General features: G+C 65.6%; 26 protein-coding genes. 6 read left to right on the forward strand and 20 right to left on the reverse strand.

The window, feature by feature from the left end:
- Positions 1 to 5 precede the first annotated feature (5 nt).
- Genes G6N15_RS04970 through G6N15_RS05000 form a run of 7 tightly spaced genes read right to left on the reverse strand, consistent with a single transcriptional unit; the run spans position 6 to position 8,288 of the window.
- The gene (locus G6N15_RS04970; protein ID WP_083087486.1) at positions 6 to 995 is read right to left on the reverse strand and encodes a cyclase family protein; all 990 of its coding nucleotides are present in this window, start codon (positions 993 to 995) and stop codon (positions 6 to 8) included.
- Positions 983 to 1,813, reverse strand: a complete 831-nt coding sequence (locus G6N15_RS04975) for a coniferyl-alcohol dehydrogenase (protein ID WP_083087487.1) — start codon at positions 1,811 to 1,813, stop codon at positions 983 to 985. Before G6N15_RS04975 ends, G6N15_RS04970 begins: the two co-directional genes overlap by 13 nt.
- A gap of 3 nt (positions 1,814 to 1,816) precedes the next feature.
- Positions 1,817 to 3,154, reverse strand: a complete 1,338-nt coding sequence (locus G6N15_RS04980; protein ID WP_083087488.1) for an LLM class flavin-dependent oxidoreductase — start codon at positions 3,152 to 3,154, stop codon at positions 1,817 to 1,819.
- A 6-nt stretch (positions 3,155 to 3,160) separates the two neighbouring features.
- Positions 3,161 to 4,879: an FAD-binding protein gene (locus G6N15_RS04985; RefSeq protein WP_264019268.1), complete on the reverse strand. Its 1,719-nt coding sequence runs from the start codon at positions 4,877 to 4,879 to the stop codon at positions 3,161 to 3,163.
- Positions 4,876 to 5,781 carry a 3-carboxyethylcatechol 2,3-dioxygenase gene (locus G6N15_RS04990; protein WP_232070353.1) on the reverse strand — a complete coding sequence of 302 codons (906 nt, stop codon included), beginning with the start codon at positions 5,779 to 5,781 and terminating at the stop codon, positions 4,876 to 4,878. Before G6N15_RS04990 ends, G6N15_RS04985 begins: the two co-directional genes overlap by 4 nt.
- Positions 5,744 to 7,447 carry a bifunctional 3-(3-hydroxy-phenyl)propionate/3-hydroxycinnamic acid hydroxylase gene (locus G6N15_RS04995; RefSeq protein ID WP_083087490.1) on the reverse strand — a complete coding sequence of 568 codons (1,704 nt, stop codon included), beginning with the start codon at positions 7,445 to 7,447 and terminating at the stop codon, positions 5,744 to 5,746. The genes G6N15_RS04990 and G6N15_RS04995 overlap by 38 nt, the downstream gene beginning before the upstream one ends.
- Positions 7,422 to 8,288 (reverse strand): alpha/beta fold hydrolase, encoded by an 867-nt coding sequence (locus tag G6N15_RS05000; protein ID WP_083087491.1) that lies wholly within the window; start codon positions 8,286 to 8,288, stop codon positions 7,422 to 7,424. Before G6N15_RS05000 ends, G6N15_RS04995 begins: the two co-directional genes overlap by 26 nt.
- 134 nt (positions 8,289 to 8,422) lie before the next feature.
- On the opposite strand from G6N15_RS05000, the gene G6N15_RS05005 reads away from it, so the two are divergent.
- Together G6N15_RS05005 and G6N15_RS05010 are read left to right on the forward strand one after the other, a co-directional pair.
- Complete coding sequence (locus G6N15_RS05005; RefSeq protein WP_083087492.1) at positions 8,423 to 9,088, forward strand: IclR family transcriptional regulator; 666 nt, start codon at positions 8,423 to 8,425, stop codon at positions 9,086 to 9,088.
- Positions 9,089 to 9,103: 15 nt separating this feature from the next.
- A complete protein-coding gene (locus G6N15_RS05010; protein WP_083087493.1) occupies positions 9,104 to 10,717 on the forward strand; it encodes an FAD-dependent oxidoreductase in 1,614 nt (537 codons plus the stop codon).
- A 1-nt stretch (position 10,718) separates the two neighbouring features.
- Here the strand turns inward: G6N15_RS05010 and G6N15_RS05015 are convergent, their stop codons facing one another.
- Genes G6N15_RS05015 through G6N15_RS05030 form a run of 4 tightly spaced genes read right to left on the reverse strand, consistent with a single transcriptional unit; the run spans position 10,719 to position 13,143 of the window.
- Positions 10,719 to 11,009 (reverse strand): cytochrome C oxidase subunit IV family protein, encoded by a 291-nt coding sequence (locus tag G6N15_RS05015; protein WP_083087494.1) that lies wholly within the window; start codon positions 11,007 to 11,009, stop codon positions 10,719 to 10,721.
- 3 nt (positions 11,010 to 11,012) lie between these two features.
- Positions 11,013 to 11,606, reverse strand: a complete 594-nt coding sequence (locus G6N15_RS05020) for a cytochrome c oxidase subunit 3 (RefSeq protein WP_083087495.1) — start codon at positions 11,604 to 11,606, stop codon at positions 11,013 to 11,015.
- Positions 11,603 to 12,433 carry a hypothetical protein gene (locus tag G6N15_RS05025; protein ID WP_083087496.1) on the reverse strand — a complete coding sequence of 277 codons (831 nt, stop codon included), beginning with the start codon at positions 12,431 to 12,433 and terminating at the stop codon, positions 11,603 to 11,605. The genes G6N15_RS05020 and G6N15_RS05025 overlap by 4 nt, the downstream gene beginning before the upstream one ends.
- Entirely contained in the window at positions 12,430 to 13,143 is a 714-nt protein-coding gene (locus G6N15_RS05030; RefSeq protein ID WP_083087497.1) for a hypothetical protein, read from the reverse strand. Before G6N15_RS05030 ends, G6N15_RS05025 begins: the two co-directional genes overlap by 4 nt.
- 123 nt (positions 13,144 to 13,266) lie before the next feature.
- On the opposite strand from G6N15_RS05030, the gene G6N15_RS05035 reads away from it, so the two are divergent.
- Positions 13,267 to 13,497: a type II toxin-antitoxin system Phd/YefM family antitoxin gene (locus G6N15_RS05035; protein WP_083087498.1), complete on the forward strand. Its 231-nt coding sequence runs from the start codon at positions 13,267 to 13,269 to the stop codon at positions 13,495 to 13,497.
- Entirely contained in the window at positions 13,494 to 13,877 is a 384-nt protein-coding gene (locus G6N15_RS05040; RefSeq protein WP_083087499.1) for a type II toxin-antitoxin system VapC family toxin, read from the forward strand. The genes G6N15_RS05035 and G6N15_RS05040 overlap by 4 nt, the downstream gene beginning before the upstream one ends.
- A gap of 13 nt (positions 13,878 to 13,890) precedes the next feature.
- On the opposite strand, the gene G6N15_RS05045 is transcribed toward G6N15_RS05040, so the two are convergent.
- Genes G6N15_RS05045 through G6N15_RS05060 form a run of 4 tightly spaced genes read right to left on the reverse strand, consistent with a single transcriptional unit; the run spans position 13,891 to position 17,403 of the window.
- The gene (locus G6N15_RS05045) at positions 13,891 to 14,742 is read right to left on the reverse strand and encodes an SDR family oxidoreductase (protein WP_083087500.1); all 852 of its coding nucleotides are present in this window, start codon (positions 14,740 to 14,742) and stop codon (positions 13,891 to 13,893) included.
- Positions 14,743 to 14,759: 17 nt separating this feature from the next.
- Entirely contained in the window at positions 14,760 to 15,338 is a 579-nt protein-coding gene (locus tag G6N15_RS05050; protein WP_083087501.1) for a TetR/AcrR family transcriptional regulator, read from the reverse strand.
- Between the two features lie 36 nt (positions 15,339 to 15,374).
- On the reverse strand, positions 15,375 to 16,256 hold the full coding sequence (gene meaB / locus G6N15_RS05055; RefSeq protein ID WP_083087502.1) for a methylmalonyl Co-A mutase-associated GTPase MeaB: 882 nt from the start codon (positions 16,254 to 16,256) through the stop codon (positions 15,375 to 15,377).
- A gap of 7 nt (positions 16,257 to 16,263) precedes the next feature.
- Complete coding sequence (locus tag G6N15_RS05060) at positions 16,264 to 17,403, reverse strand: thiolase family protein (RefSeq protein ID WP_163747944.1); 1,140 nt, start codon at positions 17,401 to 17,403, stop codon at positions 16,264 to 16,266.
- A 76-nt stretch (positions 17,404 to 17,479) separates the two neighbouring features.
- On the opposite strand from G6N15_RS05060, the gene G6N15_RS05065 reads away from it, so the two are divergent.
- Positions 17,480 to 18,241, forward strand: coding sequence for an SDR family NAD(P)-dependent oxidoreductase (locus tag G6N15_RS05065; protein WP_083089858.1), 762 nt, complete (start codon positions 17,480 to 17,482; stop codon positions 18,239 to 18,241).
- A gap of 87 nt (positions 18,242 to 18,328) precedes the next feature.
- Here the strand turns inward: G6N15_RS05065 and G6N15_RS05070 are convergent, their stop codons facing one another.
- The 5 genes from G6N15_RS05070 to G6N15_RS05085 are packed head-to-tail and all read right to left on the reverse strand — an operon-like array spanning position 18,329 to position 22,620.
- Positions 18,329 to 19,096, reverse strand: coding sequence for an enoyl-CoA hydratase/isomerase family protein (locus G6N15_RS05070; RefSeq protein ID WP_083089859.1), 768 nt, complete (start codon positions 19,094 to 19,096; stop codon positions 18,329 to 18,331).
- A gap of 1 nt (position 19,097) precedes the next feature.
- On the reverse strand, positions 19,098 to 19,271 hold the full coding sequence (locus tag G6N15_RS22690) for a hypothetical protein (protein ID WP_169922541.1): 174 nt from the start codon (positions 19,269 to 19,271) through the stop codon (positions 19,098 to 19,100).
- Positions 19,268 to 20,356: an acyl-CoA dehydrogenase family protein gene (locus G6N15_RS05075; RefSeq protein ID WP_083089860.1), complete on the reverse strand. Its 1,089-nt coding sequence runs from the start codon at positions 20,354 to 20,356 to the stop codon at positions 19,268 to 19,270. Before G6N15_RS05075 ends, G6N15_RS22690 begins: the two co-directional genes overlap by 4 nt.
- Positions 20,343 to 21,245 (reverse strand): acyl-CoA dehydrogenase family protein, encoded by a 903-nt coding sequence (locus G6N15_RS05080; protein ID WP_083089861.1) that lies wholly within the window; start codon positions 21,243 to 21,245, stop codon positions 20,343 to 20,345. Before G6N15_RS05080 ends, G6N15_RS05075 begins: the two co-directional genes overlap by 14 nt.
- Entirely contained in the window at positions 21,223 to 22,620 is a 1,398-nt protein-coding gene (locus G6N15_RS05085; protein WP_083089876.1) for a class I adenylate-forming enzyme family protein, read from the reverse strand. The genes G6N15_RS05080 and G6N15_RS05085 overlap by 23 nt, the downstream gene beginning before the upstream one ends.
- Positions 22,621 to 22,709: 89 nt before the next feature.
- On the opposite strand from G6N15_RS05085, the gene G6N15_RS05090 reads away from it, so the two are divergent.
- Complete coding sequence (locus G6N15_RS05090; protein ID WP_083089862.1) at positions 22,710 to 23,720, forward strand: ferredoxin--NADP reductase; 1,011 nt, start codon at positions 22,710 to 22,712, stop codon at positions 23,718 to 23,720.
- Positions 23,721 to 23,731 lie beyond the last annotated feature (11 nt).

Raw genomic sequence — 23,731 nt, forward strand, 5'->3', positions numbered from 1 at the left:
CCTACTTACTTGATGGCGATCGGATTCACTGGCGAGCCCACGGCGCCAACGACTCTCAGCGGTGGGGCGATGAGCTGGAATTCGTAGACACCGTCGTTGGCGCAGTCTTCGGCCAGCGCGGTGAGGTCCCAGTATTCGCCGAGCATCAAGCCCATGTCGCGCAGGCAGAGCATGTGCATCGGCAAAAACGTGCCCTCGACCCCGGATACCGGATCTTCGACCATGAGGTTGTCGGCGGCGACCGCCGCGACGTCGTGGTCGTAGAACCACGATGCACACCGCCAATCCAGCCCGGATCCAGGCTCGCTGCCGTCGCCGGTGGCCAGAAACCTTGCCCACCAGCCGGTGCGGATCACGACGATGTCACCGCGCCCGACGCTCACATGCTGAGCCCGTACGACTTCGTCCAGTTCCTCGGGCGTGACCGGATTGCCCGGCTCGAGAAAGGTTTCCACGCCGCGGTGCCGGACGAGGTCGAGCAGCACACCGCGAGACGTGATGCCTTTGCCGTCGACCTTGTCGATACCGCAGTGGTACGCCCCGAAGCTGGTCACCGAGCTTGCCGGAAAGCCGTTGTAGAGCTGGTCGTCGTAGTAGACGTGAGACAACGCATCCCACTGGCTGGCCGCCTGCAGCGGCATGATGATCATGTCGTCGTTGAACCGAAACGGGTTGTCCTGGAAGTACCCGCTCAGTTGGCGCGCCACGGTATTGCGGGCCCACTCGGGGCCGTAGCGAAGCAGCGTGCTGGCGTCACCCCCGTCGACCGTCATGACGTGCATCGGGTTGTGCCGGAACTCAAACGCGCCCTGCGGGCCGCCCGACCCGAAGTCGACGCCGAGTGGGAACACCTTGCCATGCTTGACCAGGGTTGCCGCTTCCGCGACCTTCTCCGCGGTGATGAAGTTCAACGTGCCCAGTTCGTCGCTCTCACCCCAGCGGCCCCAGTTGCAGACGTCGCGGGCGACTCGGCGAAACTCGGTCAGGCTGGCCACGGAGCCGGTCCCTTCTCGAGGTCGCGGGCGATGGCAGCGCCGATGTTTCCTCCGTCGACCCATACGACTTGGCCGGTGATGTAGCTGGCCGCTCGGCTGTTCAAGAACACCAGCACTGCGGCCTGTTCGGCGGGCTCGGCATTGCGGCCCAGTGGTTTGGGGATGTCATCCAGGTACTGCTGACCGTACGCGCTGCGCAGCTGATCGAGGATCGGGGTCTCGGTGACGCCCGGCCCGGTGCAGTTGATGCGAATATCGTTGGCCCCCAATGGGACAGCTTTCTTCATCGTGTAGAGGATGATGGCCTCTTTCGACAACCGGTAGCCGCCGTCGGCCAGTGCGTCGGGATGAGCGCGACACCAATCTATCCCCTCGGCCATCGTCTGCGTATGCAGCAGCCCGGCCACCTCCTTTCGATGCTCCTGGTAGGAGGCAGCCGCGAGCGAGGACACGCTCACGACGGTAGAACCCGCCGACATCTTGGGCGTGATGGCCTCGGTGAGGTGGCGCAGGCCCAGGAAGTTGATGGTCACGACGCGCAACGGGTCACCGATCCCCGAGGAGACGCCGGCGACGTTGAACAACGAATCGACCTGACTGCCGGTCGCGGTGACGGCACGGTCGATGGACGCCGGCTCGGTGAGGTCAAGCTCGTGAAATTCGGCGATCTCGAACGTGGGCTGGCGCATGTCTAGTCCGACCACGTCGGCGCCGAGCTCGGTAAGCTGCTTTGCGACGTGCGCGCCGATGCCCGACGAACATCCGGTCACTACCGCCCGGCGGCCGTCGTAGCGCCAAAGTTCGTCGATCCGTCCCATGGTTCACGTGGTTCGCTGCTGGTCGGCGGCCGGGTTTCTGCTGGCCCACCCTTCTTCCTTGAGTTTCTGGGCGGCTTGCTCGATGCCGGCGTTCATCTCGTCCATCGCCAGCGACACCTCGTTCGCGGTGTAGTGGTCCCGACCAGTGGGCAGGCCGCCGAACGCATAGCTTTCGTCGAACTCCGGAGCTTGCGATTCGGCCCGGCGCGCCTCGACCTTTTCGATGATGGGTTCGAGCCGCTTCGCCTTTTCGGCCCTTGCCTTCTCGTCGCGTTCGATGAACTCGGGCAACACCTGCTTTCCCATCAGCTCGATCGATTCCATCGTCGCCTCGTGGCTGCGTGGTGTGAGCAGCAGGATGAGCTCGTCCACGCCGCTTTCCTCGTAGCCGCGAAGGAATTCGCGGACTGTGGCGGGGCTGCCGATCGGGCCTCGGCCGGGCCCGTAGGCGATGGTCGGATCCTTTTCGATCTCTTCGAGATATCTCTTCCAGACGCCGGTCCGGCCGGGTGTGTGCATACCGGTCATGTAGTAGTGCATGATGCCGAACGCGAAGAACCCGCCGCCTTTTCCGATGCGTTCGACTGCCTGCTCGTCGGTCGGGGCGACCATCATGGACAGGTCACCGCCGATCGCGAGGATGTTCGGATTGATCTGCGGTGTCACCGGGGCGCCGTGTTCTTCCAATTCCTTGTAGTAGCCGTTGACGCGTTCGGTCAGCGGCCCTGGCCCGGTATACGCGAAACTCAGTGCGCCGATGCACTTTTGCGCAGCCATCTGCACTGAGGCGGGCCGCGTACAGGCGACCCACACCGGAGGGTGCGGATTCTGCAACGGCTTGGGAACAACGTTGCGGGGTGGCATGACGACGTGGCGTCCCCTGAACCCGGTAAACGGCTCCTCGATCATGCAGCGGATTGCGACGTCCAGCGCCTCCTCCCACATCGCCCGCTTGTCGGCGGGATCGATGCCGAACCCGCCCAATTCACCGACCGACGACGACTCGCCCGTGCCGAACTCCACTCGTCCGTTGGAGAGCAGGTCGAGGGTGGCGATGCGTTCGGCGACCCGCGCCGGATGGTTGACCGGCGGCGGAAGGTGCATGATGCCGAAGCCAAGCCGGATGTTCTTGGTTCGTTGGCTCGCCGCCGCGAGAAATATCTCCGGCGCCGTCGAGTGGCAGTACTCCTCGAGGAAGTGGTGTTCGGTGAGCCACACGGTGGAAAAGCCGGCCTTGTCGGCCAACTCGACCTCGTCGAGACCGTCCTGGAAAAGCTTGTGCTCGTCGTCGGGTGCCCACGGGCGCGGCAGTGGAAATTCGTGCAAGAGCGAAATCTTCATATGCTGTTACCTCCGTTGTGACGTCGATTCGCTTGGGGCGGTCCTGATTTCGTTCGCGATGTGTCGAGCTGCGACGTAGCCGAACGTCATGGCGGGACCGATTGTTGCCCCGGCGCCGGCGTAGCTGCGCCCCATCAGAGCGGCTGCGGTGTTGCCGACGGCATACAAACCGGGCACCACTGTGTCGTCGGGGCGCAGGACGCGGGCATATTCGTCGGTGCGCAAGCCGCCGGAGGTGCCCAGGTCGCCGAGGATGATGCGAAACGCGTAGTACGGCGGCTTGCCCAGCGGATGCAGATTGGGATTGGGCAGGGTGGGATCGCCGTAGTAGTTGTCGTAGACGGAATCGCCGCGGTTGAAGTCGTCGTCGTGGCCGGTGCGGGCCAATTCGTTGAAACGGGCTGCGGTGTCGCCTAATTGGGCGGGCGGGACGCCGATTTTGGTGGCCAGTTCCTCGAAGCTGCTCGCAGCTTTGACCACCCCGGACTCCAGCCAGTCTTGGGGTACCTTGCGACCGGTCGGCACGGGTGCGCCGGGGATCTTCGGTAGCGGAAGATGCCCGGCGATGACGTAGCGGTTCCAGGACCGGTGGTCGGTGATCAGCCAGCACGGGATGTGGGTCACGCCGGACTTCTGCCCCTCGATCATGGCGTGGCCGAAGTCCATGTAGGGCGCAGCCTCGTTGATGAAGCGCTTCCCGGCACCGTTGACGACGAACTGCGACGGCATCATGCGCTCGTTGAGCATGAATTGCAGCCTGCCGTCGGGCCATTGGATCGCGGGAAACCACCAGGCCTCGTCCAGGAGATCGGTGGACCCGCCGACTTGTTGCCCGGCGCGGATACCGTCGCCGGTGGCGGCCGGGTTGCCGAAGCTCCAGTCGTGGTCCACGACCGACTGGTGCTCTTTGCGGTAGGGCAGGTCGTGGTCGAAACCTCCGGTCGCTAGGATGACCCCGCGCCGGGCGTTGATCTGCTGCGCCGCACCGTCTTTGATGACGACAGCGCCGGTCACCGACCCGTCGGCATCGGTGGTCAGCTGCGTCATGGGCGCGTCCAGCCACAGCGGGATACCGCGTTCTTTCATCGCCAGCCGCAGCCGCGCGGCCAGGGATTGGCCGATCGCGGCGACGCGTTCGTCGAAGACGCGCGCCCTGATCATCCGCCACACCAGCTTGACCAGCACCGCCTTGCCCGTCCAGGACTGGCGGACCTGATAGAACGATCGAAGCTCCTTTGGGCCCAGCCAGATTCCGCGGGGGGCCAGCGCCAGTGGTTGCAGCAGGCGCTGTTCATCCTCGCCGAGGGCGCGCAAATCGATCGGCGGCACGTTGATGGTGCTGCCGAGTTCGGAGCCGCCGGGCAATTCCGGGTAGTAGTCGGCGTATCCGGGCTTCCACACGAATTGCAGCCAGTCGCTGAGCTGTTCGAGGAACGCCATCATTTTCGGTGCCGAGTCGACGTACTGGCGTATCCGCGCCTCGCTGACCTGACCTCCGGTGATCTGGCGCAAGTACTTCACGACGCCCTCGGCCGACGGGGTGTACCCCTCTCGCCGTTGCGCCGGTGCGCCCGGAACCCAGATGCCGCCACCCGACAGGGCGGTGGAACCGCCGAAGTGGTGCGACTTCTCGACCACCAGGGTGTCCAGACCGGATGCGTGAGCGGTCAACGCGGCGGTCATTCCACCGCCACCAGACCCGACCACGAGCACGTCGACATTCACGGCGCCGGCACCGCCGTTCGGACGGCGAATCCGGCGATCAACTCGGCAGCCGGCTTGTAGTAGCGAACCATGGTCCGGTATGGGCCCAGGGCAGCCAGAGCGGCGAATGCGGCTACCCAGGTGCGGATTTCGTGAGCGGAGTCGCCGCCTTCGTGTGAGATGAACGAGTTGGACCAGTGATCCAGATCGGCCAGCTGTCCCCCGTCGAGGATTTCCAGGAAGCGGTGGTCCCAGGCAGGGTTCAGCGGCCGGCGGTCGCTGCGCCCCACGGCGAACTTGTGGGCTGCCTCCATCACCGCCGTTTGCCGGGCGAGCCGCTGCTCGGACGTGATGGGACGGCCGCGCACGATCCGATCGGCAACCTCCGGCGTCGCGGTCGCCAGCGACGGCATGGGCGGATCATGCGACAGCCCACCGGATCCCACGATCAACACCCGCTGATCCAGGGTTGCCAGGTAGTTGCCGACAGCGGCACCGAGGGCCCGGGACCGCTGCAGCGGGCCCAGCGGCGTGGCCACCGCGTTGATGAAGATCGGCACGATCGGGCGCGCAGTGGCATCCCCGAACAGCTTCTCGAGCGGTTGCACGGTGCCGTGGTCGACATCCATGTCGGCCGATACCGCGATGTCGACACCCGCGGCGAGAACAGCTTTGGCGCAGTCGGTGGCGACGTTTTCGGCGACATTGAGCTCGCCGGCGTAGGTTCCGTAGTCACCGACCCCTTGGGCGCGCGTGCCGATGCAGAACGGCGGCATGACCTTGTAGAAGAACCCGTTGTAGTGGTCCGGGGCGAAGATGACCACGAGCTCGGGGTCGTAGTCGCGGACGAATTCCCGGGCCTGCTCGAGCGCGGAGTTGACGTCGTCAAGAAGGTCCTGCGACGGCCCGGGCAGATTCAGCATCGGGCTGTGGGACGTACAGCACAGGGCCAGCGTCACCGTCGAAATCACCTCCTCCGCTCAAGGTGAGGATGTCGAAGAGCGAGGCGCTCAGCTCCCTTGCACGCTGCGCGATGCAGGCGCCGGCGATGCACCGATCGGGGCGCAGAAACAGCACGGAATCGCGGTGGCTGTCAAACCATTTCTTGAGTTCACCGTCCCGGTCCCCGACGACCACAACGTTGGGGTCGTCGTGACCGGTCCAGTGCAGTTGGGCCAGCGGACGTGCTGCCACGAACCGCGCACCCAAAGCCTTCCACTGAGAAAACGCTGCGGCGCCCAGGATTTCGCGGGGGTTGTTGTTCCAACACAGCACCGCGAACCAGCCGCCGAGAACATCGTCGAGCAGCACGTTCTGGGACTCGCGGGTATCGACACGCGGCTGGATGAACAGGGTGCCGACCGGCGAGTCCGAGTGAGGGTCGGTGTGCACGACGGCCCCATGCTCATAACGCGGCATCGGCTTGAACCGCATCTCCAGCACATATCGTTTGAGCGACGGCATAACTGACGCCGCGCGGACCAGCAGATCACGCGCCGTGGCGACCCTGCGATCCGTCGGCGAGATGACCCGCCCCACCATTGTCGACAGGTCGATCATCGCGCGAGCATGCTTGCGCCGCTCCACGTCGTAGGTGTCGAGCAGCGCATCGCCGGCCCGTCCAGTTACCACCGCGGCCAGCTTCCAGCCCAGGTTGGCGGCATCGCGGATCCCGCTGTTGTAACCCTGGCCCTGCCACACCGGCATCAGATGCGCGGCATCGCCGGCCAGCAGCAGACGGCCGCGACGAAAAGCGCCCGCAATCCGCGAGTGATGGGTGTAGATCCGGTGGCGGATGACGTCGACGCGCTCCGGGTACGGCACGAAGGGCGCCAGCATGCGGGCGAGGAACGCCGGATCCTCGGCCTCTTCGTCAGTTTCGTCGGCGTGGATCATGAACTCGAAGCGCCGGATTCCGTGGGCGATGGAGATCGAGGCGTACGGGCGCCGCGGGTCGGCGCCGACCTCGCTGTTGGGATGGCCGAGCGGATCGTTGGCGATGTCCACGACCAGCCAGCGCGTCGACGACGTCGTCCCGTCGAAGGACACGCCCATCATCCGCCGCGTTGCGCTGCGACCGCCGTCGCAGCCCACGACGTAGCGCGCCCGCACAGTGGGCTCCCCGTCGCCGCCGACTTCGACAGTGACATCGTCGGCCGTTTCCGAACACGAGGTCATCGGGCGGTGCCACCACAATTCGACGTGCTCGAATCGGTCGAGGCCGCTGAGTAATTCGGCGTCGACGAGTGGCTGCACGAACCCGTTGCGTTTAGGCCACCCGAAACGGGCGTCCGCCGGGGCCATCTCGGCGAGGACCCGGCGCTTGGCGTCGACGAACCGCAGAATCTGGTTGGGCACCGTGTGCGGCAGGATGCGATCGACCAGGCCGATCGCCTGGAAAGTGCGCAAGGCTTCGTCGTCGAGCCCGACACCGCGGGGATAGTCGATCAGCGTTTCCCGCTCTTCGAGTATCAGCGTCCGCACGCCTTGCAGGCCAAGGATATTGGCTAATGTCAGCCCGACCGGGCCGGCACCTACCACAACGACGTCGACATCGGTCACGTCAACGGCCCAACAGGAAATCGAGATGGAGTCGGTTGAAGGTCTTGGGGTCCTCGTATTGCGGCCAGTGTCCGCAGCCCGGCATCACCTCGAAGCGCGCGCCAGGGATCATCGAGGCGATGCGGCGGCCTTCCTCGACGTCGGCGGTCGGGTCGTCGCTGGTCCACAGCACCAGGGTCGGCGCGGTAATCGAGCCGTACTCGGCCGGGCCGAGCAGATTGCGCGCCCGTATCTCGGGGTCTTGCAGTGCCATGATGTCGCGCATAGCGGCAACGAAACCTGGCTGGCGGTAGACGCGTTGGCGGCTTGCGACCAGGTCGTCGTAGTCCTTCGACTTGTCGGCCATCAACCACTTGATGCGCGCCTGCACGGTCTCCCAGGTCGGGTTTTCGGCTGCGGCCATGGACAACGTGATGATCCGCTGCATCACTTGCGGATCGGCCTGGGAACCGCCGGCTGTGTTGAGCACGAGCCGGTCGATCCGGTCGGGATGATCGACGGCGGCGCGGGCTGCCACCCATCCGCCGAGCGACTCACCGGACAGGCTCGCGCGTTCGGCCCCGATCGCGTCCAGCACCGCCATCAGATGCTCGACATAATGCGGAATCTCGAGCGGGTGGCCGGGCTTGTCGGTATAACCGTGCCCCAGCATGTCGATGGCCAAGGTGGAGAAGTGTTCGGCGTGCGCCTCCAGATTGCGCACGTAAGCTTCGGCGTGTCCGCCTGATCCGTGCAGCAACACCAGGACCGGTTTGTCATCTGCGTCGCCCGCGTGCAAGTAGCGGGTTCGGATCCCGCCGGCGTCGAGGTAGCCCTGTGTGAACGGGACACCTTGAAGATCGCTCCAGATGCTCTCGTATTCCGCCACGGGTCCTCTCTTGCCTTCGCGGAAATTCGATTCTCGATTTCTGCCAGCAGTGTGTGCTAATATCGCACATTAGTGTGCTGTATATATAAGAGCATCACTCTCAAGCCGTCGTCTGTCAAGGATGGGCCGAGGCCATGAACGGTTCGCAGACCCTGGCCAGGGGCCTGACTGCATTGCAGCTTGTCGCCGCAGCCCCGGCGGGGCTCAACGTGCAGGAGGTTGCCGGCGGCCTCGAGGTGCACCGGACGATCGCCTATCGGCTGCTCACCACGCTGGCCGAATTCCGGCTGGTCGCAAAAGGGGAAGACGGCCGTTACCGGCCGGCCGCGGGCCTGGCTGTGCTGGGTGCATCGTTCGACCGCAACCTGCGCCAACTGAGCCTGCCGATCCTGCGCGCGCTCGCCGACGACCTGGGCACCACGGTGTCGTTGCTCGTCGCAGAAGGTGATCAGCAGGTGGCGATCGCGGTGATCGTGCCCACCCACGTCGCCTACCAGCTCGCCTTTCACGAGGGCAGCAGGTATCCGCTGAACCGGGGAGCCGCCGGCATCGCATTGTTGGCCAGCATGCCCCCGCGCCCGGGCGAACGCGACCTGGTCACCCGAGCCCGAAGGCAGGGCTGGGTTATCACGCACGGAGAGATCGAGCCGAACACTTATGGCTTGGCGGTTCCCGTCCACCGCGACGCGCCGTCACCGCCGACGTGCATCAACCTGATCTCTCACCGCGAGGACGTGGTGATACGCGGCAAGGATGCAGTTATCAACGCGGCCAAGCAACTATCGGCGATTCTGAGCTGAAAGGACTGTGACCGCATGCCTTCAGAGAGCCATGAATTCGACGTCGTCGTGCTCGGCAGCGGAGGCGCGGGACTCACTGCCGCACTGACCGCCGCCGTCAACGGCGCGTCGGTGGCGCTATACGAGAAGGCGCCGGCCGTGGGCGGCACCACTGCCGTTTCTGGCGGTGTGGTGTGGATTCCCGCGCACAACCGTTGCCCGGAGGGGGAACTGACGGTGGCCGATGCATTGCGGTACCTGCGTGCGCAATCTCTCGGGTCGATGGACGACGTGCTGGTCGAAACATTTGTGCGCACCGGCCCGGCCATGCTCGACTTCGTCGAGGCGCATAGCCCGCTGCACTTCGAAATAGCCGCCGGCTTCCCCGATTACAAGCCCGAGCTGCCCGGCGGGCGGCCTTCCGGTGGACGATCGCTGAACGCCACCCCGTTCGACCTGACTCAGCTCGGCGACTGGCGGGAGCGGATCACGTCGTTTCCCGCGGATTGGTCGAACGTCGGGTTCGACGCCGAAACCCGTGCCCGCCTGCACGCATCGGTCGACGAACAGGCCGGCGAGGTGTGCGTTGCCGGCACCGCGCTTGTGGCCGGACTGCTCAAGGGATTACTGGACTGTGGCGTTGTGCCGCAAACCGGTGCGCGCGCCGAGGAACTCATTGCCGACTCGGGTCGGATCACCGGCGTGCGGATCGCCTGCGGCGGGGACAGTGTGACCGTTCGCGCCCGGCGCGCGGTGATCTTGGCGTGCGGCGGCTTCGAGTGGGATCCTGTGCGGGTCAACGCCTTCCTGCGCGGGCCGATGCACGGGGCGGTCTCGCCGCCCAACAACACCGGCGACGGGCTGCGCATGGCGATGGCGCACGGCGCCGACTTGGCCAATATGGGAGAAGCGTGGTGGGTGCCGATCGTGCAGATCCCGGGCGACACGATCGACGGACAGCAACGCAGCCGCAGCGTCCGGCTGGAACGGACCCGTCCGCGCAGCATCATCGTCAACCGTGCCGGTCGCCGGTTTGTCAACGAGGCGTGCGATTACAACTCGATGGCCGGCGCCTTCCACTACCTCGATCCGCGCGACGGATACGTCAACGATCCCGCGTGGATCGTCTTCGACGCTCTGCATCTGAAGCGATACGGCTTTTTGGGTGTCGCGCCAGGCGAGCCGGTTCCGGACTGGTTCTGGGCCTCGGCCGACCTTGCCGAGCTGGGCACCAGGACCGGTATCGACTCCGACGGGCTGGCCCACACGATCGAGCGCTGGAACCGCAACGTCGCTTCGGGGTCCGATCCTGACTTGGGACGGGGCTCAAGCGCATACGACGGCTACTGGGGTGACGAACGCGCCACCACACTCGCGGGCAAGACACTCGGCCCGATCGACACGCCGCCCTACTACGCGGTTCCGGTGAGCGTGGGCGCGATGGGCACCAAGGGTGGGCCGCGCACCGATCGCGACGGCCGAGTGCTGCATGTCAGTGGCGAGCCGATTGCCGGCCTGTTCGCGGCCGGTAACGCGATGGCCGGAGTGACCGGACGGGCCTACGGCGGGGCCGGCGGGACCATCGGGCCGGCAATGGTTTTCGGCTACCGCGCAGGATACGCCGCAGCGACCGGCAAGTCGGTGGACTGAGCTACCTGACCGCCATGCCGACGAAGTAGCTACCGAGCAGACACACTGCCATCAGCAGTACCCACCCGTCGGCGAGCCGACATAGCAAGACCGGCGCGTGCCTGACTTCCATGAACTCGCGAAAAACGATGCGCACCTTGATGAGCGCCATCACGATCGCACTCACCGTGACGACAGCGCTGGGCCTAAGTGATCGGGCAGGATCGATCGAGCCCACCCACAGATAGACCAGCGTGATCGCCGACAGTACCAGCCACACGACGAGCAGCCTCTTGTTGAATCCAGCTTTCACTGATCACCTCACGACGTAGAGCAGCGCGAAGATGACGATCCACAGGAAGTCGACGGTGTGCCAGTAGGTGGCGCCTGTTTCGACGAGCTGCTGGGACCGCCGTGCCGGGCTGCTGAGCTGGTAGACGACGACACCCACGGCGACGAAGCCGATCAGCAGGTGCAAAAAGTGAATGCCGGTTAGGAAGAAATAGTGTTGGAAGAACTCGTTGGTGGAGAACGCGAAACCGCGGTGGATGTATGTGACCCACTCGGACACCTTCGAAACCATAAACACCAGCCCAAACGCGATGGTGGCTAACGCATTCGCCAACGCGGACTGGAAGGTTCCGGCACGGGATGCTTGGACGCATCGCGCCATGGACCAGGAACTCGTGAGCAGGACAAGCGTTTCGAAGACGCCGATACGCAGATCCAGCTGGGCCTGCGATTTCAGGTAGAGCTCGGGGCTCTGCGTGCGAAAGATCATGTAGACAACGAAATAGCTGGTGAAGACCAGCGCCTCGAAGAGAACGAAGGCCCACATGTCGGGCTGCCCGGGAACGAACTTCGCCGGTTTCTCTTGGGGTCGCGAGCCGGCGTCCGCGAGCTCGGTCATTGTGCCGCCTCCGCTTCAGCGGGTTCCTCGCGCGTCGTCAGGTCCGGAAGGGGCCCCGTGCCGAAGTCCTCGCGCCGGATCATCTGCCTGAGCAGGAAGATGAAAACACCTGTGTAAATGCCGAATACGACCATATCGATCCACCATGCAATCAAACCGTTCCAGGCCAAGACGCCTCTTTTGAAGAGCCACGCGGGCGAAACGACGACTTCGGTGAGCGCGTTGCAAAGATTCAAGTAACCGAACCACTTTGGGAACACACGATTCTTGTCGATCAGAATCGCCAGCATCCAGACCAGCGAGCCGATCAGGAACACGCCCATGGTGCCGACGAACGACAAGAATGCGAAGTCGTAGAGCCAGCTGATCAGCTCGGGATCGCGGTCGGGCCGCATGGCTCCGACGGTCAGCGCGATGCACATCAGCAGCATGCCGGGAATCGCGCTGAGCGAATACAGGACAAGGTAGGAATAGCCGTAGGCCCGGCTGATCGACATGCGCCGCATGGAATAGGCGATGAGCGCGTTGGGTGGCGCCGTCATGCCGGTGATGAGGAACATGATGCCGAAGCCGATGAGGATGCCGTAGTGGTTGTGGTTGAACCACTGCACGACCCGTCGCGCATCCCATCCGGGATTCGGCGGCGGCTGAGTGCGGCTCAGCACGAAGAACGCCACGGCGAACAGGTTGTAGAAGACGATCGTCGTCCACCAGACGAACCACAGCTCCCGCTTGGGATTGTTGCGACAGTGCCAAGCGAAACGGCTAAGCGGCGAGCCCGAGGGCGGCTCGAGTGCGGTTGGAGTCTCTCTCACCGCTGCACTCATGCGGTGACCTCGTCCTCGGCCCGTTGTCGGTGCACCGTCTGCCCGATAACGACCCCCATGACGACGATCCAGATGGCGATCGCGATGTTTTTTACCCAGAACGGCAGCAAGCCGTTCCAGGCCATCGGGCCAGCCAATGCCAGCCCGGTGAACGCCGCAGGCGCCAGCGCGACTGCGACGAGAAGATTGAAATGCGCTACCCACGGCTTGAATACCGGGCGTTCTTGGCGGTCCCAATAGATCGCCAAGGCCAGCAGCACGTTTTGCATGATCAAGTAGGGCACCTGGATGGTGAAGGTGACCCACGCCAGATCGTTGAACAGCTGGGTCAGCTCCGGAGGCCGCTCCGGGCGGAAAGCGGCCAGGAGCCAAAACAGGTTGGCAATCAGAAAGATCGCCGGGCCGCCGGCCGCGCAGGCGAGCATGCAATAAGCCAAGATCGGAGTCCGGTGGGCCATCCGGCGAATCTGCATCACGAGCAGCATCACAATCGGGATCAAACCCACGCAGAACCAGTTGAACAAAATCATGCAGTAGCGAATGCGCGAGAGATTCGCGGGATCGCGGTAGAAAGCGGCAACCTGCTCCGCCGGCATCGTTGGCGACATCGGATGGACGAAGCCCGGGAATAAGAAGAACGCGGAGATCCAGATGATCGCCACTGCGGGCAGCGTCCAAAACAGAATCAACTCACCATTGGTTCGTCTCATGATCTCGGATCCTCACAGGAACGCTTGCCGATCGGCTATGGGGGAAGCTAGCCGATCGGCTAGCTCCGGTCAAGGGTCCGCGACGCCTAGTCCGACTGGACTAAGTCCAGTAGTCTGGTGGATATGCCGACAGTCAACATTCACGAGGCGAAGACCCACTTATCCCAATTGCTCGCCCGGGTCGAGAACGGCGAGACTGTCACGATCGCACGCGCCGGGAAGCCCGTCGCCGACCTCGTCCCACACCTGCGCACCGATATCGTCTTCGGCGCGCTCGCCGGCCGACTCGATTACGACGCCGATCACTTCGACGATGTCGACCGCGATCTCCAGGCCCTGTTCGGCATCGCATGAGCGGCCTGTTGCTAGACACCCATGTCCTGCTGTGGCTGCTCGACGACAACCCGCGGCTCGGCGCTGATGCACGAAAACGGATCGCGGCGAGTGCGGCCGTCTACGTCTCCGCTGCGAGCACATCGGAGCTGGCCATCAAGGCGGCCATCGGCAAGCTGACCCTGCCTGACGACCTCGACGAGGCGATCGACCGATCCGCGTTGCGCGATCTGCCCGTCACACGTCACCACACCCTGGCGTCCGACCTCACCGCACTACCGCACAAGGATCCCATCGATGCGCTTCTTGTCGCCCAAGCAAAGACAGAACGACTCACGCTACTCACCGCAGACGCCAAGCTGCTGAGGGTCTTGCCTGATGCAGTCGACGCCCGGCGCTGAGTGACGCGCTCGTTTACTTTGCGACAGAACCGAGTTCCACTGTCCCCGTGTGGATCCCAGCAATGACACCACCGTCGACGAGCAGGTCTGTGCCGGTGATGAAGCTCGCCGAGTGTCCGAGGAGGAACTCGGTAGCGGCAGCGATGTCATCGGGCGTGCCGATGCGCCGCAGCCCGGCGTTGTCGACCATGGCCTGCATGAGCGGCCCGGATTCGCCGCTTAGTTCCAGCCGCCCCATCTCCGTGGAGATGACGCCCGGGCTGACGCAGTTGATCCGAGCGCCGCGCCCGCCCCAGGTGATCGCTGCGGCAGCTACCCGGATTTGGTTGGCGCGCTTGGCAAACGGATAGGCCAGGCGGCTGTCAGTGATCGACGTGCAGGCGTCCAGGCTGAGCAGGTCGTCGGCGGGCGTATTGGCCAGTTGATGCTGCAGCTGGGGATCAAGCGCTGGGTACATGTGACCGGCCATGCTGGCTATCACGACACCGGCCCCGCCAGGGGCGATGATCCGGCCGAACTCGTCGAGAACCAGCGCGACGCCGAGCAGGTCGACCGCCAAAACCCTGTCAGCGGAGGCCTGTTGCGGCGAAAGGCCGGCGGTGTGGACCACCGCCGTGACTCGTCCGGCTGCCGTGGCCGCCTCCGCCAGGGCGGCGACCGAGCTTCGTGAGGTGACGTCGACTTCGCGGGTCAAGACCTGGTTCCCGTCGCGGCTGAGTGCATCTGCTGCAGCATCGAGGCGCGATTTGTCGATGTCCGCCAACACGATTGCGTGACCCGCACCGATACGGCGGGCGATCGCCAGCCCCATCCCACCGGAACCGATGACGACCAAGACCTCTTTGTCATTCGATCGGGCTGCCATGTGCCTTCCTCTGTCGGCTACGAGATTTCCATGAAGCGACGCGTCAGCCGAAGCAGCTGAGAACGCAGCGCGTCATCGTCGACGTCGGCGACCAGTGGATGCATGACGCCGACAGCGATGGCGCCCGAAAGCATCGCCGCCGTCGCCTGGGCGTCATCGCCGGCGTCGCCGACCAGCACGCTGTAGAGCCGCTGGATGAACTGCTGAAAGGGCTGGTGCTCGGCGAGTAGCCGAACGATGACGGGGTCGAACTGCAGGGTGCTGGCAGCGCCGCGCCGCTCGATGGCCACGTCGATGACCCGCTCGAGCAGCAATTCGCGGGCCCGCGGCTGGCTTTGCTCGACCTCGGCAGCCTCCAGCGCTTCCTCTAATCCACCGAGTTCGCGCTCGGTGAGCGCAATGACGATCTCTTCCTTCGTTTTGAACTGGTGATAGACAGCCGCTTTGGTAACGCCGATCTCGTCGGCGATCATCTGCAACGACGTCCCGCTCACGCCGTTCTCCCCGATCAGCTTCAGCGCGGCGTCGAGAATGCGCGTCTGAGCGGCGCTGCGCGTGATGTCACGGAATCGGCTTTCCGCCCGGGTAGCGGCCACACAAAGAGGGTAGTCGATCGGCTACCGACCGCCGAGCTAGCCGCGGGTGCTCGCAGATTCCGGTGAGACAAGGCGCTCGGCGGCGGTGTAGGGATCGTCGCGCCCGTCGGCGACGGACTCGGCAAGCCGGTCGAGGTCGGGACGAGTGCGCAGCCGGGTTTGCGCCAGCGACAGGATCTGAGCGCGTGCGCGGGCGATCCGGCGTGCCCGGTTGTCGGTGCGGTGGTGGTCGTCAATGGCCTCCACCAACTCCGGGACACCTTCCCCTTTCGCGGCGACGAGCATCAGGATCGGGGCCTTGGTCTCAGCGCGCAGGTCTCTCACGGTCTGCTCGGCGCCGTCGCGGTCGGCCTTGTTGACCACGACGATGTCGGCGACCTCCAGCAGGCCCGCTTTGGCGGCCTGCACTGCGTCGCCCGCTCCGGGGTTGAGGATGACGACGGTTGGGTCGGCGACAGCGGCGATCTCGATCTCCGACTGGCCCACACCTACCGTCTCCAGCAAGATCACGTCGTAGCGCAGCGCTCCCAGCAGCCGGATGGCCGCGGGAACGGCGGCGGCCAAACCGCCCAGATGGCCGCGGGTGGCCAGCGAACGGATCAAGACGTGAGAGTCGTTAATATGCCTGGTCATTCGGATCCGATCGCCGAGCAGCGCGCCGCCACTGAACGGCGACGACGGGTCGACAGCGAGCACGGCCACCCGAAATTCGCGCTGCCGGTAGGCCCCGACGAGGGCCGCGATCGTCGTCGACTTGCCTGCGCCCGGCGGTCCGGTGATCCCGACGACCCGTGCCGGCGACGGTTCGATACTTGCCAGAACTTCATCGCGCCGGTCACTTTCGACCAGGCTGAGCAATCGACCGGCGGCGCGTGGGGAGCCGTTGCGCGCGGCGGCGATCAGCTCGGGGATGTTCACCTGAACATCATGGCGCCGGAACCTCGATGACGGTGGCAGAACCCATCCCGCCGCCGGCGCACATGGCCGCGACGCCGAGGCCGCCGCCGCGCCGGCGCAGTTCGTGGACCAGCGTGACCAGCATCCTTGCGCCGGTGGCCGCGACCGGATGCCCCAGCGAGCAGCCGCTGCCGTTGACGTTGACGCGGTCGGGATCGAGGTCGAGCAGCTTGACCGTGGCCACGCACATCGACGCGAACGCCTCGTTGACTTCGAACAGGTCGACATCGGAGAGCGAAAGGTGGGCGCGGGCAAGGGCTTTCGGGATCACCTCGACAGGCGCCAAGCCGGTGGAAGCAGGATCGACACCGACCGACGCCCACGACCGCACGGTGGCCAATGCCGGCAGCCCCAGGCGGTCGCTGGCGATCGTCAGCACGGCAGCGCCGTCGTTGGCGCCACAGGCATTTCCGGCGGTGATCGAGAATCCCTCGATCTCGGGGTGCAGCGGCTTCAGCGCGGCCAGCTTCTCCATGCTGGTGTCGCGGCGCGGATGCTCGTCGACCGCGAAGAGCCCGTGCGGGGTTTCGATAGGAATGGTCTCTTCTTTCAAGCGGCCCTCGTCGATTGCCGAGATGGCGTTGCGATGCGACCGTAGCGCCCAGGCGTCCATCTCCTCGCGGCTGATGCCCGCTTTGACGGCGGCGTTCCACCCGACAGTGATCGACATGTCGAGGTTGGGGGCGTCGGGCCGGTCGGGGTGGGTCGGTGGGAACCAGTCGACCCACTCACCGTCTACCTGGATGCGCGAGCGCGGCGACGTCGACGCCGAGTTCACGCCCCCGGCGATGATCAGCTGGTCCATGCCGGCGCGAATGCTGGCCGCGGCGCTTTGCACTGCCGCCTGCCCGGCCGCGCAGTGCCGGTTGTTGGCCAGACCGGGCACTGAAGTGAGCCCTGCGGTCATCGCCGCGTGCCTGGCCAGCACGCCGCCGCCGTAGAGGCCCTCGCCGAAAATCACGTCGTCCACCTGGGCTGACTCCAGGCCGGCGGCTGCTTCCGACACCACGAGGTGGGCCAGGTCGTAGGCGCTGGTGTCGCGCAGCGTCCCTTTCTTGGCGGTGCCGATGGGAGTTCGCAGGGCGGACACTATGACGGCTTCAGGCACGGGAGTCTCCATTCGCAGCGATATGAGAACATTATTCTCTCAATACGAGAGTACGCGTCGCAAGAAGGGGAGCCGTATGCAGATAAGTGGTAGCTCCGCGCTCGTCGTCGGCGGTGCCGGCGGTCTCGGCGAAGCCACCGTTCGTCGGCTGCATGCCGCGGGCGCGAAGGTGGTTGTCGCCGATCTGGCCGACGACAAAGGCAAGGAATTGGCGAGCGAGCTCGGTGCCCGCTATGTGCGGACCGACGCCACCAACACTGACGATGTTCAGGCAGCGTTGGCTGAGGCGGAATCGCTTGGCCCGCTGCGGATTTCGGTGGATGCGCATGGCGGTCCGGCCAGTGGCGGACGGCTGGTCGGCAAGGACGGCAGCCCGTTGGACCTCGACGGGTTCAAGACGACGATCGACGTCTACTTAACCGGTGTGTTCAACGTGATGCGGTTGGCCGCTGCCGCCATGGCGCGCCAGGAACCAGTCGACGGCGCCCGCGGCGTCATCGTCAACACCGCATCGATCGCGGCGTATGAGGGACAGATCGGCCAGCTGCCCTACGCGGCGGCCAAAGGCGGCGTCGTCTCCATGACCCTGGTGGCGGCACGAGATCTCTCGCCGCTGGGCATCCGCGTCGTGACCATCGCTCCCGGCACATTCTTGACGCCCGCCTACGGCCAAGCCGGCGACCAGTTGGAGGCGTACTGGGGCCCGCAGGTACCGTTCCCGAAGCGGATGGGCCAACCGGCGGAGTACGCGGCGTTCGTGCAGAGCATCGTCGAAAACGACTACCTCAACGGCGAAGTCATCCGACTCGACGGCGCATTGCGCTTCCCGCCGAAGTAGGCGCCCTTGTTGCGCCGAGCGTGAAGTTAGCTCCACGCTGGGGCATCGAGCGTGAGCCCAGCTTCACGCTCGGCGCGCACCCGGGCGTCAGTTCTTGCCGGCGGTCAGCTTGGTGACGATCGAGCGGAAGTCCTCGGTCTGGAAGGACTGATTCTCGGCGGTCAGGGCGAAGTCGAGCGTGGCCAACACCGCGCGTTCGAGGTGCACGTTGAGCACCCGCTTGGTGCTCTCGACGGCCTGTTGGGGCAGTTCCATCGTCCGCTTGGCTGCGGCAACCGCCTCGGCCATTGGATCGGCGACGACATGGTTGGCCAGCCCGAGTTCCACGGCCCGCGCCGCGGGAATCCGCGCACCGGTCAAGGCGTATTCCTTGGCCAGCAGAAGACTGATGTGCAGCGGCCAGGTAATCGGTCCACCATCGGCGGCGACCAGCCCCACCTGCACGTGCGGATCGGCGAGATAGGCCTCCTCGGCGATGTAGACGATGTCGCTGAGCGCCACCAGGCTGCAACCCAACCCCACGGCCGGCCCATTGACGGCCGCCACCACCGGAATTCGGCAGCGGGCCATGCCCAGCACGATCTCGCGGCCGTGGGCAATGGTTTTGGCGCGCAGACCGGCGTCCTGGGCCAGCTCGGCCAGGTAGTGAAAGTCGCCGCCCGCCGAGAACGCGCGGCCGCTGCCGGTAAGCACCGCGGCGCGAGCGGTGCGGTCGTCGCTGAGCCGCGGCCACAGCTGCGCCAGCCCGGTGTGCAGGCTGTCATTGACCGCGTTGAGCGCATCCGGGCGGTTCAGTGTGATGATGCGCAGCGGCCCGTCTGCTTGGACGTCGATTTCCTCCGGCATGTCGTACACGTCAGACTCCTTTGATGGTCGTGACCCGCTTCACCCGGGCTTCGCCCGCGTTCGCGATCACTCCTACTTCGATGGTCGTGACCCGCTTCACCCGGGCTTCGCCCGCGTTCGCGATCACTCCTACTTCGATGGTCGTGACCCGCTTCACCCGGGCTTCGCCCGCGTTCGCGATCACTCCTGCAATCCCAAGATGCGTGAGGCGATGATGTTTTTCTGGATCTGCGAGGTGCCGCCCATGACGCTTTGCGCGCGGCTGTACAGGTAGGCGCTCAACAGGTCAGGGTCGCGGGTTCCGCCGACGGCCAGCGCGGCGTGGCCGACCGACTGCTCGACCCAGGTCATCAGCAGCTTGTCCAGCGACCCTTCCGGCCCGTGCCGCACGCCGTCGAGCTGTTCGGACAACCGCCGCCGCACGTGATGGGTCAGCATTTCGGTTTGCACTGCGGCCCAGGCGAGTTCGTCAGACGGAGGACCGTCACTGCGGGCGGCGAGTTGCCGGACGAGCTTGCCGTATCGGGCGGCGTAGCCGAGCGTGGACGGTTCGCGTTCGTGTCCGACGACGGTCATGGCCAGCGCCCAGCCTTCGCCGGGAGCGCCGATCAGCTGGTCGGCGGGCACCGTCGCGCCGTCGAAGAACACCTGGCCGAACTCGGTGGTGACGCCGTTCATCATGCGCAGCGGACGTTGTTGGACGCCAGGCTGTTTCATCGAGATGATGAACGCCGAAATGCCTTTGTGCCGCGGGGCGTCCGGGTCGGTGCGGGCCAGCAGCAGACACCAGTCGGCGACGTCGGAGTAGCTGGTCCAGATCTTGTGTCCGTGCACGACGTAGTTGTCGCCGTCGCGGGCGGCGGTGGTCTTCAGCGACGCCAGGTCCGAACCGGCGCCGGGCTCGCTGAAGCCTTGGCACCATCGCTCGGTGCCGTTGATCATGCCGGGCAGAAAGCGCTGCTGCAGTTCCAAACTGGCGTGCCGGGTCAGGCCGGCGACCAGGTAGCCCAAGCTGGGCCGCGGCGGAGCGCCGGCGCGGGCCAGTTCTTCGTCGAGGATGACGTCGTACACCGGCGGCAGCTCTTGGCCGCCGTATTCGCGCGGCCACGACAGCCCGAAGAAGCCGGCCTGATACAGCGCGCGGTGCCACTCGCCCTGGCGCGCCCAGTACTCGTCGCCCGAACTCGGAAACTCCTTGGCGTGCACCGCAAGCCACGAGCGCAGCCGGTCGCGGAAGGCCGCTTCCTCCGGTGAGTCACGAAAGTCCAATGTCGATCTCCTCCAGCTTCACGGGCCACAGCTCGGTGGATGTCAGCGCGCGGCGCAGAAAAACATGCGCCAGGCATTCCCAGGTGTTGCCGATGCCGCCGTGCACCTGGACGGCGGTCTCACACACCGTCCGCGCGGCGCGGGCGCAGTAGATTTTCGCGACGCGGGCGGCCCGTATCGCCTTGGCCGGGTCGAGTTCGTCGACCGCCCAGGCGGCGTGGCGCAGCACGCTCACCGAGCCCTCGATCAGGGCGAGGCTTTCGGCCAGCAGGTGCGCGACGGCCTGGTACGACCCGATCGGTTTCCCATACTGCTCACGGATTTGCGCGTAGTCACACGCCAGGGTGTGCGCGCCGCGGGCGGTGCCGACCAGGTCGGCGGTGGTGGTGACCAGCGCGAGCGCCAGCCATCGCCCGGCGATGTCGTCATTGATTTCGCCCACGATCGCAGGGGATCCCAGGATGCTCGCATCGGCTCTGGTGAGATCGGCGCCGCCACAGGCGGTATCGAGATCAGCGGCCAGCACCCTCGTCCCGTCGAGCAGCAGAGCACGTCGATATCCGCGGGCGTCGAAGGCGCGGCCGTCGACCGCCACCGTGGCACGCTCGCCCACGCCGACGTGGCGGGTCAGGTCGTCCGCGAGGACCGGGCCGAGGAACGGGGCGTCCACAAGACCTCGACCGAACTCCTCGGCCACGACGGCCACCTCGATGCCCGACGCGCCGTCACTGCGAAGCGACCGCCAGCCCGTCGCCTCGATCTGCTTGTCCAGCCTGGTGATTCGAGCCTCGTCGTCGAGAGCCTGCACCGATCCCGGGCCAAGGTCGTCGGCGAGCTTGGCGGCGGCGTCGCGCAGTTGCTGCTGTTCAGCTGTCAGACGGACATCCATAGCGCTCCTTGAGAACTCGGCGCAGCACCTTGCCGGAAGGCAGCCGAGGAATGTCGGACACGAATACCACGCGGCTCAACCGCTTGTACGAGGCCAGCCGCTCGGCGACTCGATCGCTGAGCTCGGCGGCATCGACCGGGGACTGCGCCGCGACCGCAGCAACGACCGCTTCCCCGTTGACGCCGTCCGGGACACCGAACACCGCACAGTCTTTGACCGCGGGATGACCGTGCAACACCGCCTCGATTTCGGCGGGCGCGACCTGGAATCCGCGCACTTTGATCATCTCTTTGTGCCGGTCGGTAATCCGCAGCCAGCCGCCGGAATCCAGGTAGCCGACATCGCCGGTGCGAAACCACCCGTCGCAGAACGCTTCCGCGTCTTCTGGTAAGTAGCCGGCCATCAGCGACGGCGAGCGCGCTTGAATCTCGCCGACCTCGCCCGGTCCGACCGGCTCGCCGGTCTGCAGCGACACCACCCGCAGCTGTACGCCCGGCACCGCCCGCCCGACCGAGTCGAGCCGGGCCCCGTCGAGCGGGTTGCACGCAATGACCGGCAATTCGGTGGTCCCGTAGGCGGGAACCCAACCGACGCCGGTGCGCCGGGCGACGGTTTCGGCGACGCTTTGGCTGACCGGCGTCGCGCCCCACATGATGAACCGCAGCGACGACAGGTCATAGGATTCCAGCTCTGGGTGCGATGCGATGGCCATTGCTATTGGGGCAACGGCCATTTCAACGGTGATGCGATCGGATTCGATGTGGTGCAACACGGCCTCGACGTCGAAGCGGCGATGCAGCCGCAGCCAGACCCCTGTCTGCAGCGCGGTAACGATGTTGAGCAGACCCAGGATGTGCGACGGCGGCGTGGCGATTTGGATCCGGTCACGAGAGGTCAGCTGTAGCGCGTCGCGCCAGTGCCCGACCGCGGCGCACAGCGAGGCATGGGTGTGCCGGACCGCTTTGGGAAGGTCGGTGGTGCCAGAGCTGAACACCAACACCGCATCGGTATCTGCAACCGGGCGGTCGCTGGGCAGGTCGCCCGGCGTGATCGGCTCGTCGAGATGCAGCATCGGCATTAGCTCGGCCAGCACGGGATGGTCTCCGACTGCGTGGGCCGGTTGCGTCAGCGCGAGCGCGTGCCCCACTTCTGCGCGCTTCCAGGCGGGGCTGATCAGCACCACCGTCGCACCCAACTGCCAGATGGCACGCAGCGCGGCCACGAATTCGGGTCGGTTGGACGACATCAACGCGACACGTTGACCGGCCGTGACACCACGCTTGGCGAGGAGCGACGCCACGCCGCCGGCCAATGTGTCGAGCTGCGGCATGCTGTACTGCCGCTCCTCGTACACGAGCGCCGCCGGCTCGGTCACGGTTTTCGCCATCACGTTGAGATGATCCTATCCTTTTGAGAGAATAGTATTCTCTATATCGAAGAACGCAAGATGCGGAAGGTGCGGCCATGGCGGAACTGCACGTGTTCCAACAGGCGACAGTGACCCGGGTGATCAAGGAAACCGCCGACACCCGCACCTTCGTGCTGGCTCCCCACCAGCAACCATTCCATTACCGGGCCGGGCAGTACTGCACGTTCCGCGTCCACGTGGACGGCGAGGAGCTGTATCGGTCGTATTCGATGTCCAGCGCGCCCGAGACCGATTCCGAGCTGACGACCACCGTCAAGCGGGTGCCCGGCGGCAAGGTCTCCAACTGGCTGGTCGACAACGTGGCCGAAGGCGACGAACTGACGATGACCAGAGCCGCAGGAACCTTCTGCCTGCAAGCGACCTCGGCGCCGTTGCTGGCGTTCGCCGGCGGCAGCGGCGTCACGCCGATCCTTTCGTTGACCAAAAGCGCGCTCGCCACGACGGATCGGGTGGTGCGGCTGCTGTGCGCCGACCGGGACCGCGAGTCGGTGATCTTCGAGGCAGCGCTCGACGAGCTCGTGGCGCGGTATTCGGGCCGGCTGTCGGTGGTGCGCCATATCGACGTCGAGCAGGGATTGATCGACGCGGACGCCGTCCGGGAGTTCGTGGGCTCGGACGTCGACGCGCACAACTATGTGTGCGGCCCGGAGGGGTTCATGGCCGTGGTGCGCTCGGCGCTGCCCGGGCCAGGGCGGGTCTTCGTCGAGGATTTCGACCTCGCGCCGACGATCAAGGCGCCTTCAGAGCCGATGCCCGTTGCCGAAACCGAGGCGCAGGGCACGGTGACGATTTTCCTCGAGCGTAAGAAGGCGTCGGTTCCGCGCGTCCCCGGAGAGACGCTGCTGGACAGCGCGCGGCGCGCCGGGCTGTCGCCGCCGTTCAGCTGCGAGCAGGGTAACTGCGGAACGTGCATGGCCCTGCTTGTCGAAGGCCGTGCGACGATGCGGAACAACGAAGCGCTCGACGACGACGAGGTGGACGAGGGCTACATTCTGACCTGCCAGGCCGTACCGGACACGCCGTCGGTCACGGTGCGCTACGAGTAGTGCTGAAGAAA

It is taken from the genome of Mycobacterium noviomagense, from assembly GCF_010731635.1.
Classification (GTDB): Bacteria; Actinomycetota; Actinomycetes; order Mycobacteriales; family Mycobacteriaceae; genus Mycobacterium; species Mycobacterium noviomagense.

Bases quoted from the DNA above. Each gene is read 5' to 3' on its own strand.
- G6N15_RS05010 (WP_083087493.1), top strand. From the start codon at position 9,104: ATGCCTTCAGAGAGCCATGAATTCGACGTCGTCGTGCTCGGCAGCGGA.
- G6N15_RS05090 (WP_083089862.1), top strand. From the start codon at position 22,710: ATGGCGGAACTGCACGTGTTCCAACAGGCGACAGTGACCCGGGTGATC.
- G6N15_RS05045 (WP_083087500.1), bottom strand. From the start codon at position 14,742: ATGGCAGCCCGATCGAATGACAAAGAGGTCTTGGTCGTCATCGGTTCC.
- G6N15_RS05025 (WP_083087496.1), bottom strand. From the start codon at position 12,433: ATGAGTGCAGCGGTGAGAGAGACTCCAACCGCACTCGAGCCGCCCTCG.
- G6N15_RS05080 (WP_083089861.1), bottom strand. From the start codon at position 21,245: ATGGATGTCCGTCTGACAGCTGAACAGCAGCAACTGCGCGACGCCGCC.
- G6N15_RS05030 (WP_083087497.1), bottom strand. From the start codon at position 13,143: ATGAGACGAACCAATGGTGAGTTGATTCTGTTTTGGACGCTGCCCGCA.
- G6N15_RS05065 (WP_083089858.1), top strand. From the start codon at position 17,480: ATGCAGATAAGTGGTAGCTCCGCGCTCGTCGTCGGCGGTGCCGGCGGT.
- G6N15_RS05040 (WP_083087499.1), top strand. From the start codon at position 13,494: ATGAGCGGCCTGTTGCTAGACACCCATGTCCTGCTGTGGCTGCTCGAC.
- G6N15_RS04990 (WP_232070353.1), bottom strand. From the start codon at position 5,781: ATGCTGAATCTGCCCGGGCCGTCGCAGGACCTTCTTGACGACGTCAAC.
- G6N15_RS05020 (WP_083087495.1), bottom strand. From the start codon at position 11,606: ATGACCGAGCTCGCGGACGCCGGCTCGCGACCCCAAGAGAAACCGGCG.
- G6N15_RS04975 (WP_083087487.1), bottom strand. From the start codon at position 1,813: ATGGGACGGATCGACGAACTTTGGCGCTACGACGGCCGCCGGGCGGTA.
- G6N15_RS05035 (WP_083087498.1), top strand. From the start codon at position 13,267: ATGCCGACAGTCAACATTCACGAGGCGAAGACCCACTTATCCCAATTG.
- G6N15_RS05005 (WP_083087492.1), top strand. From the start codon at position 8,423: ATGAACGGTTCGCAGACCCTGGCCAGGGGCCTGACTGCATTGCAGCTT.
- G6N15_RS04980 (WP_083087488.1), bottom strand. From the start codon at position 3,154: ATGAAGATTTCGCTCTTGCACGAATTTCCACTGCCGCGCCCGTGGGCA.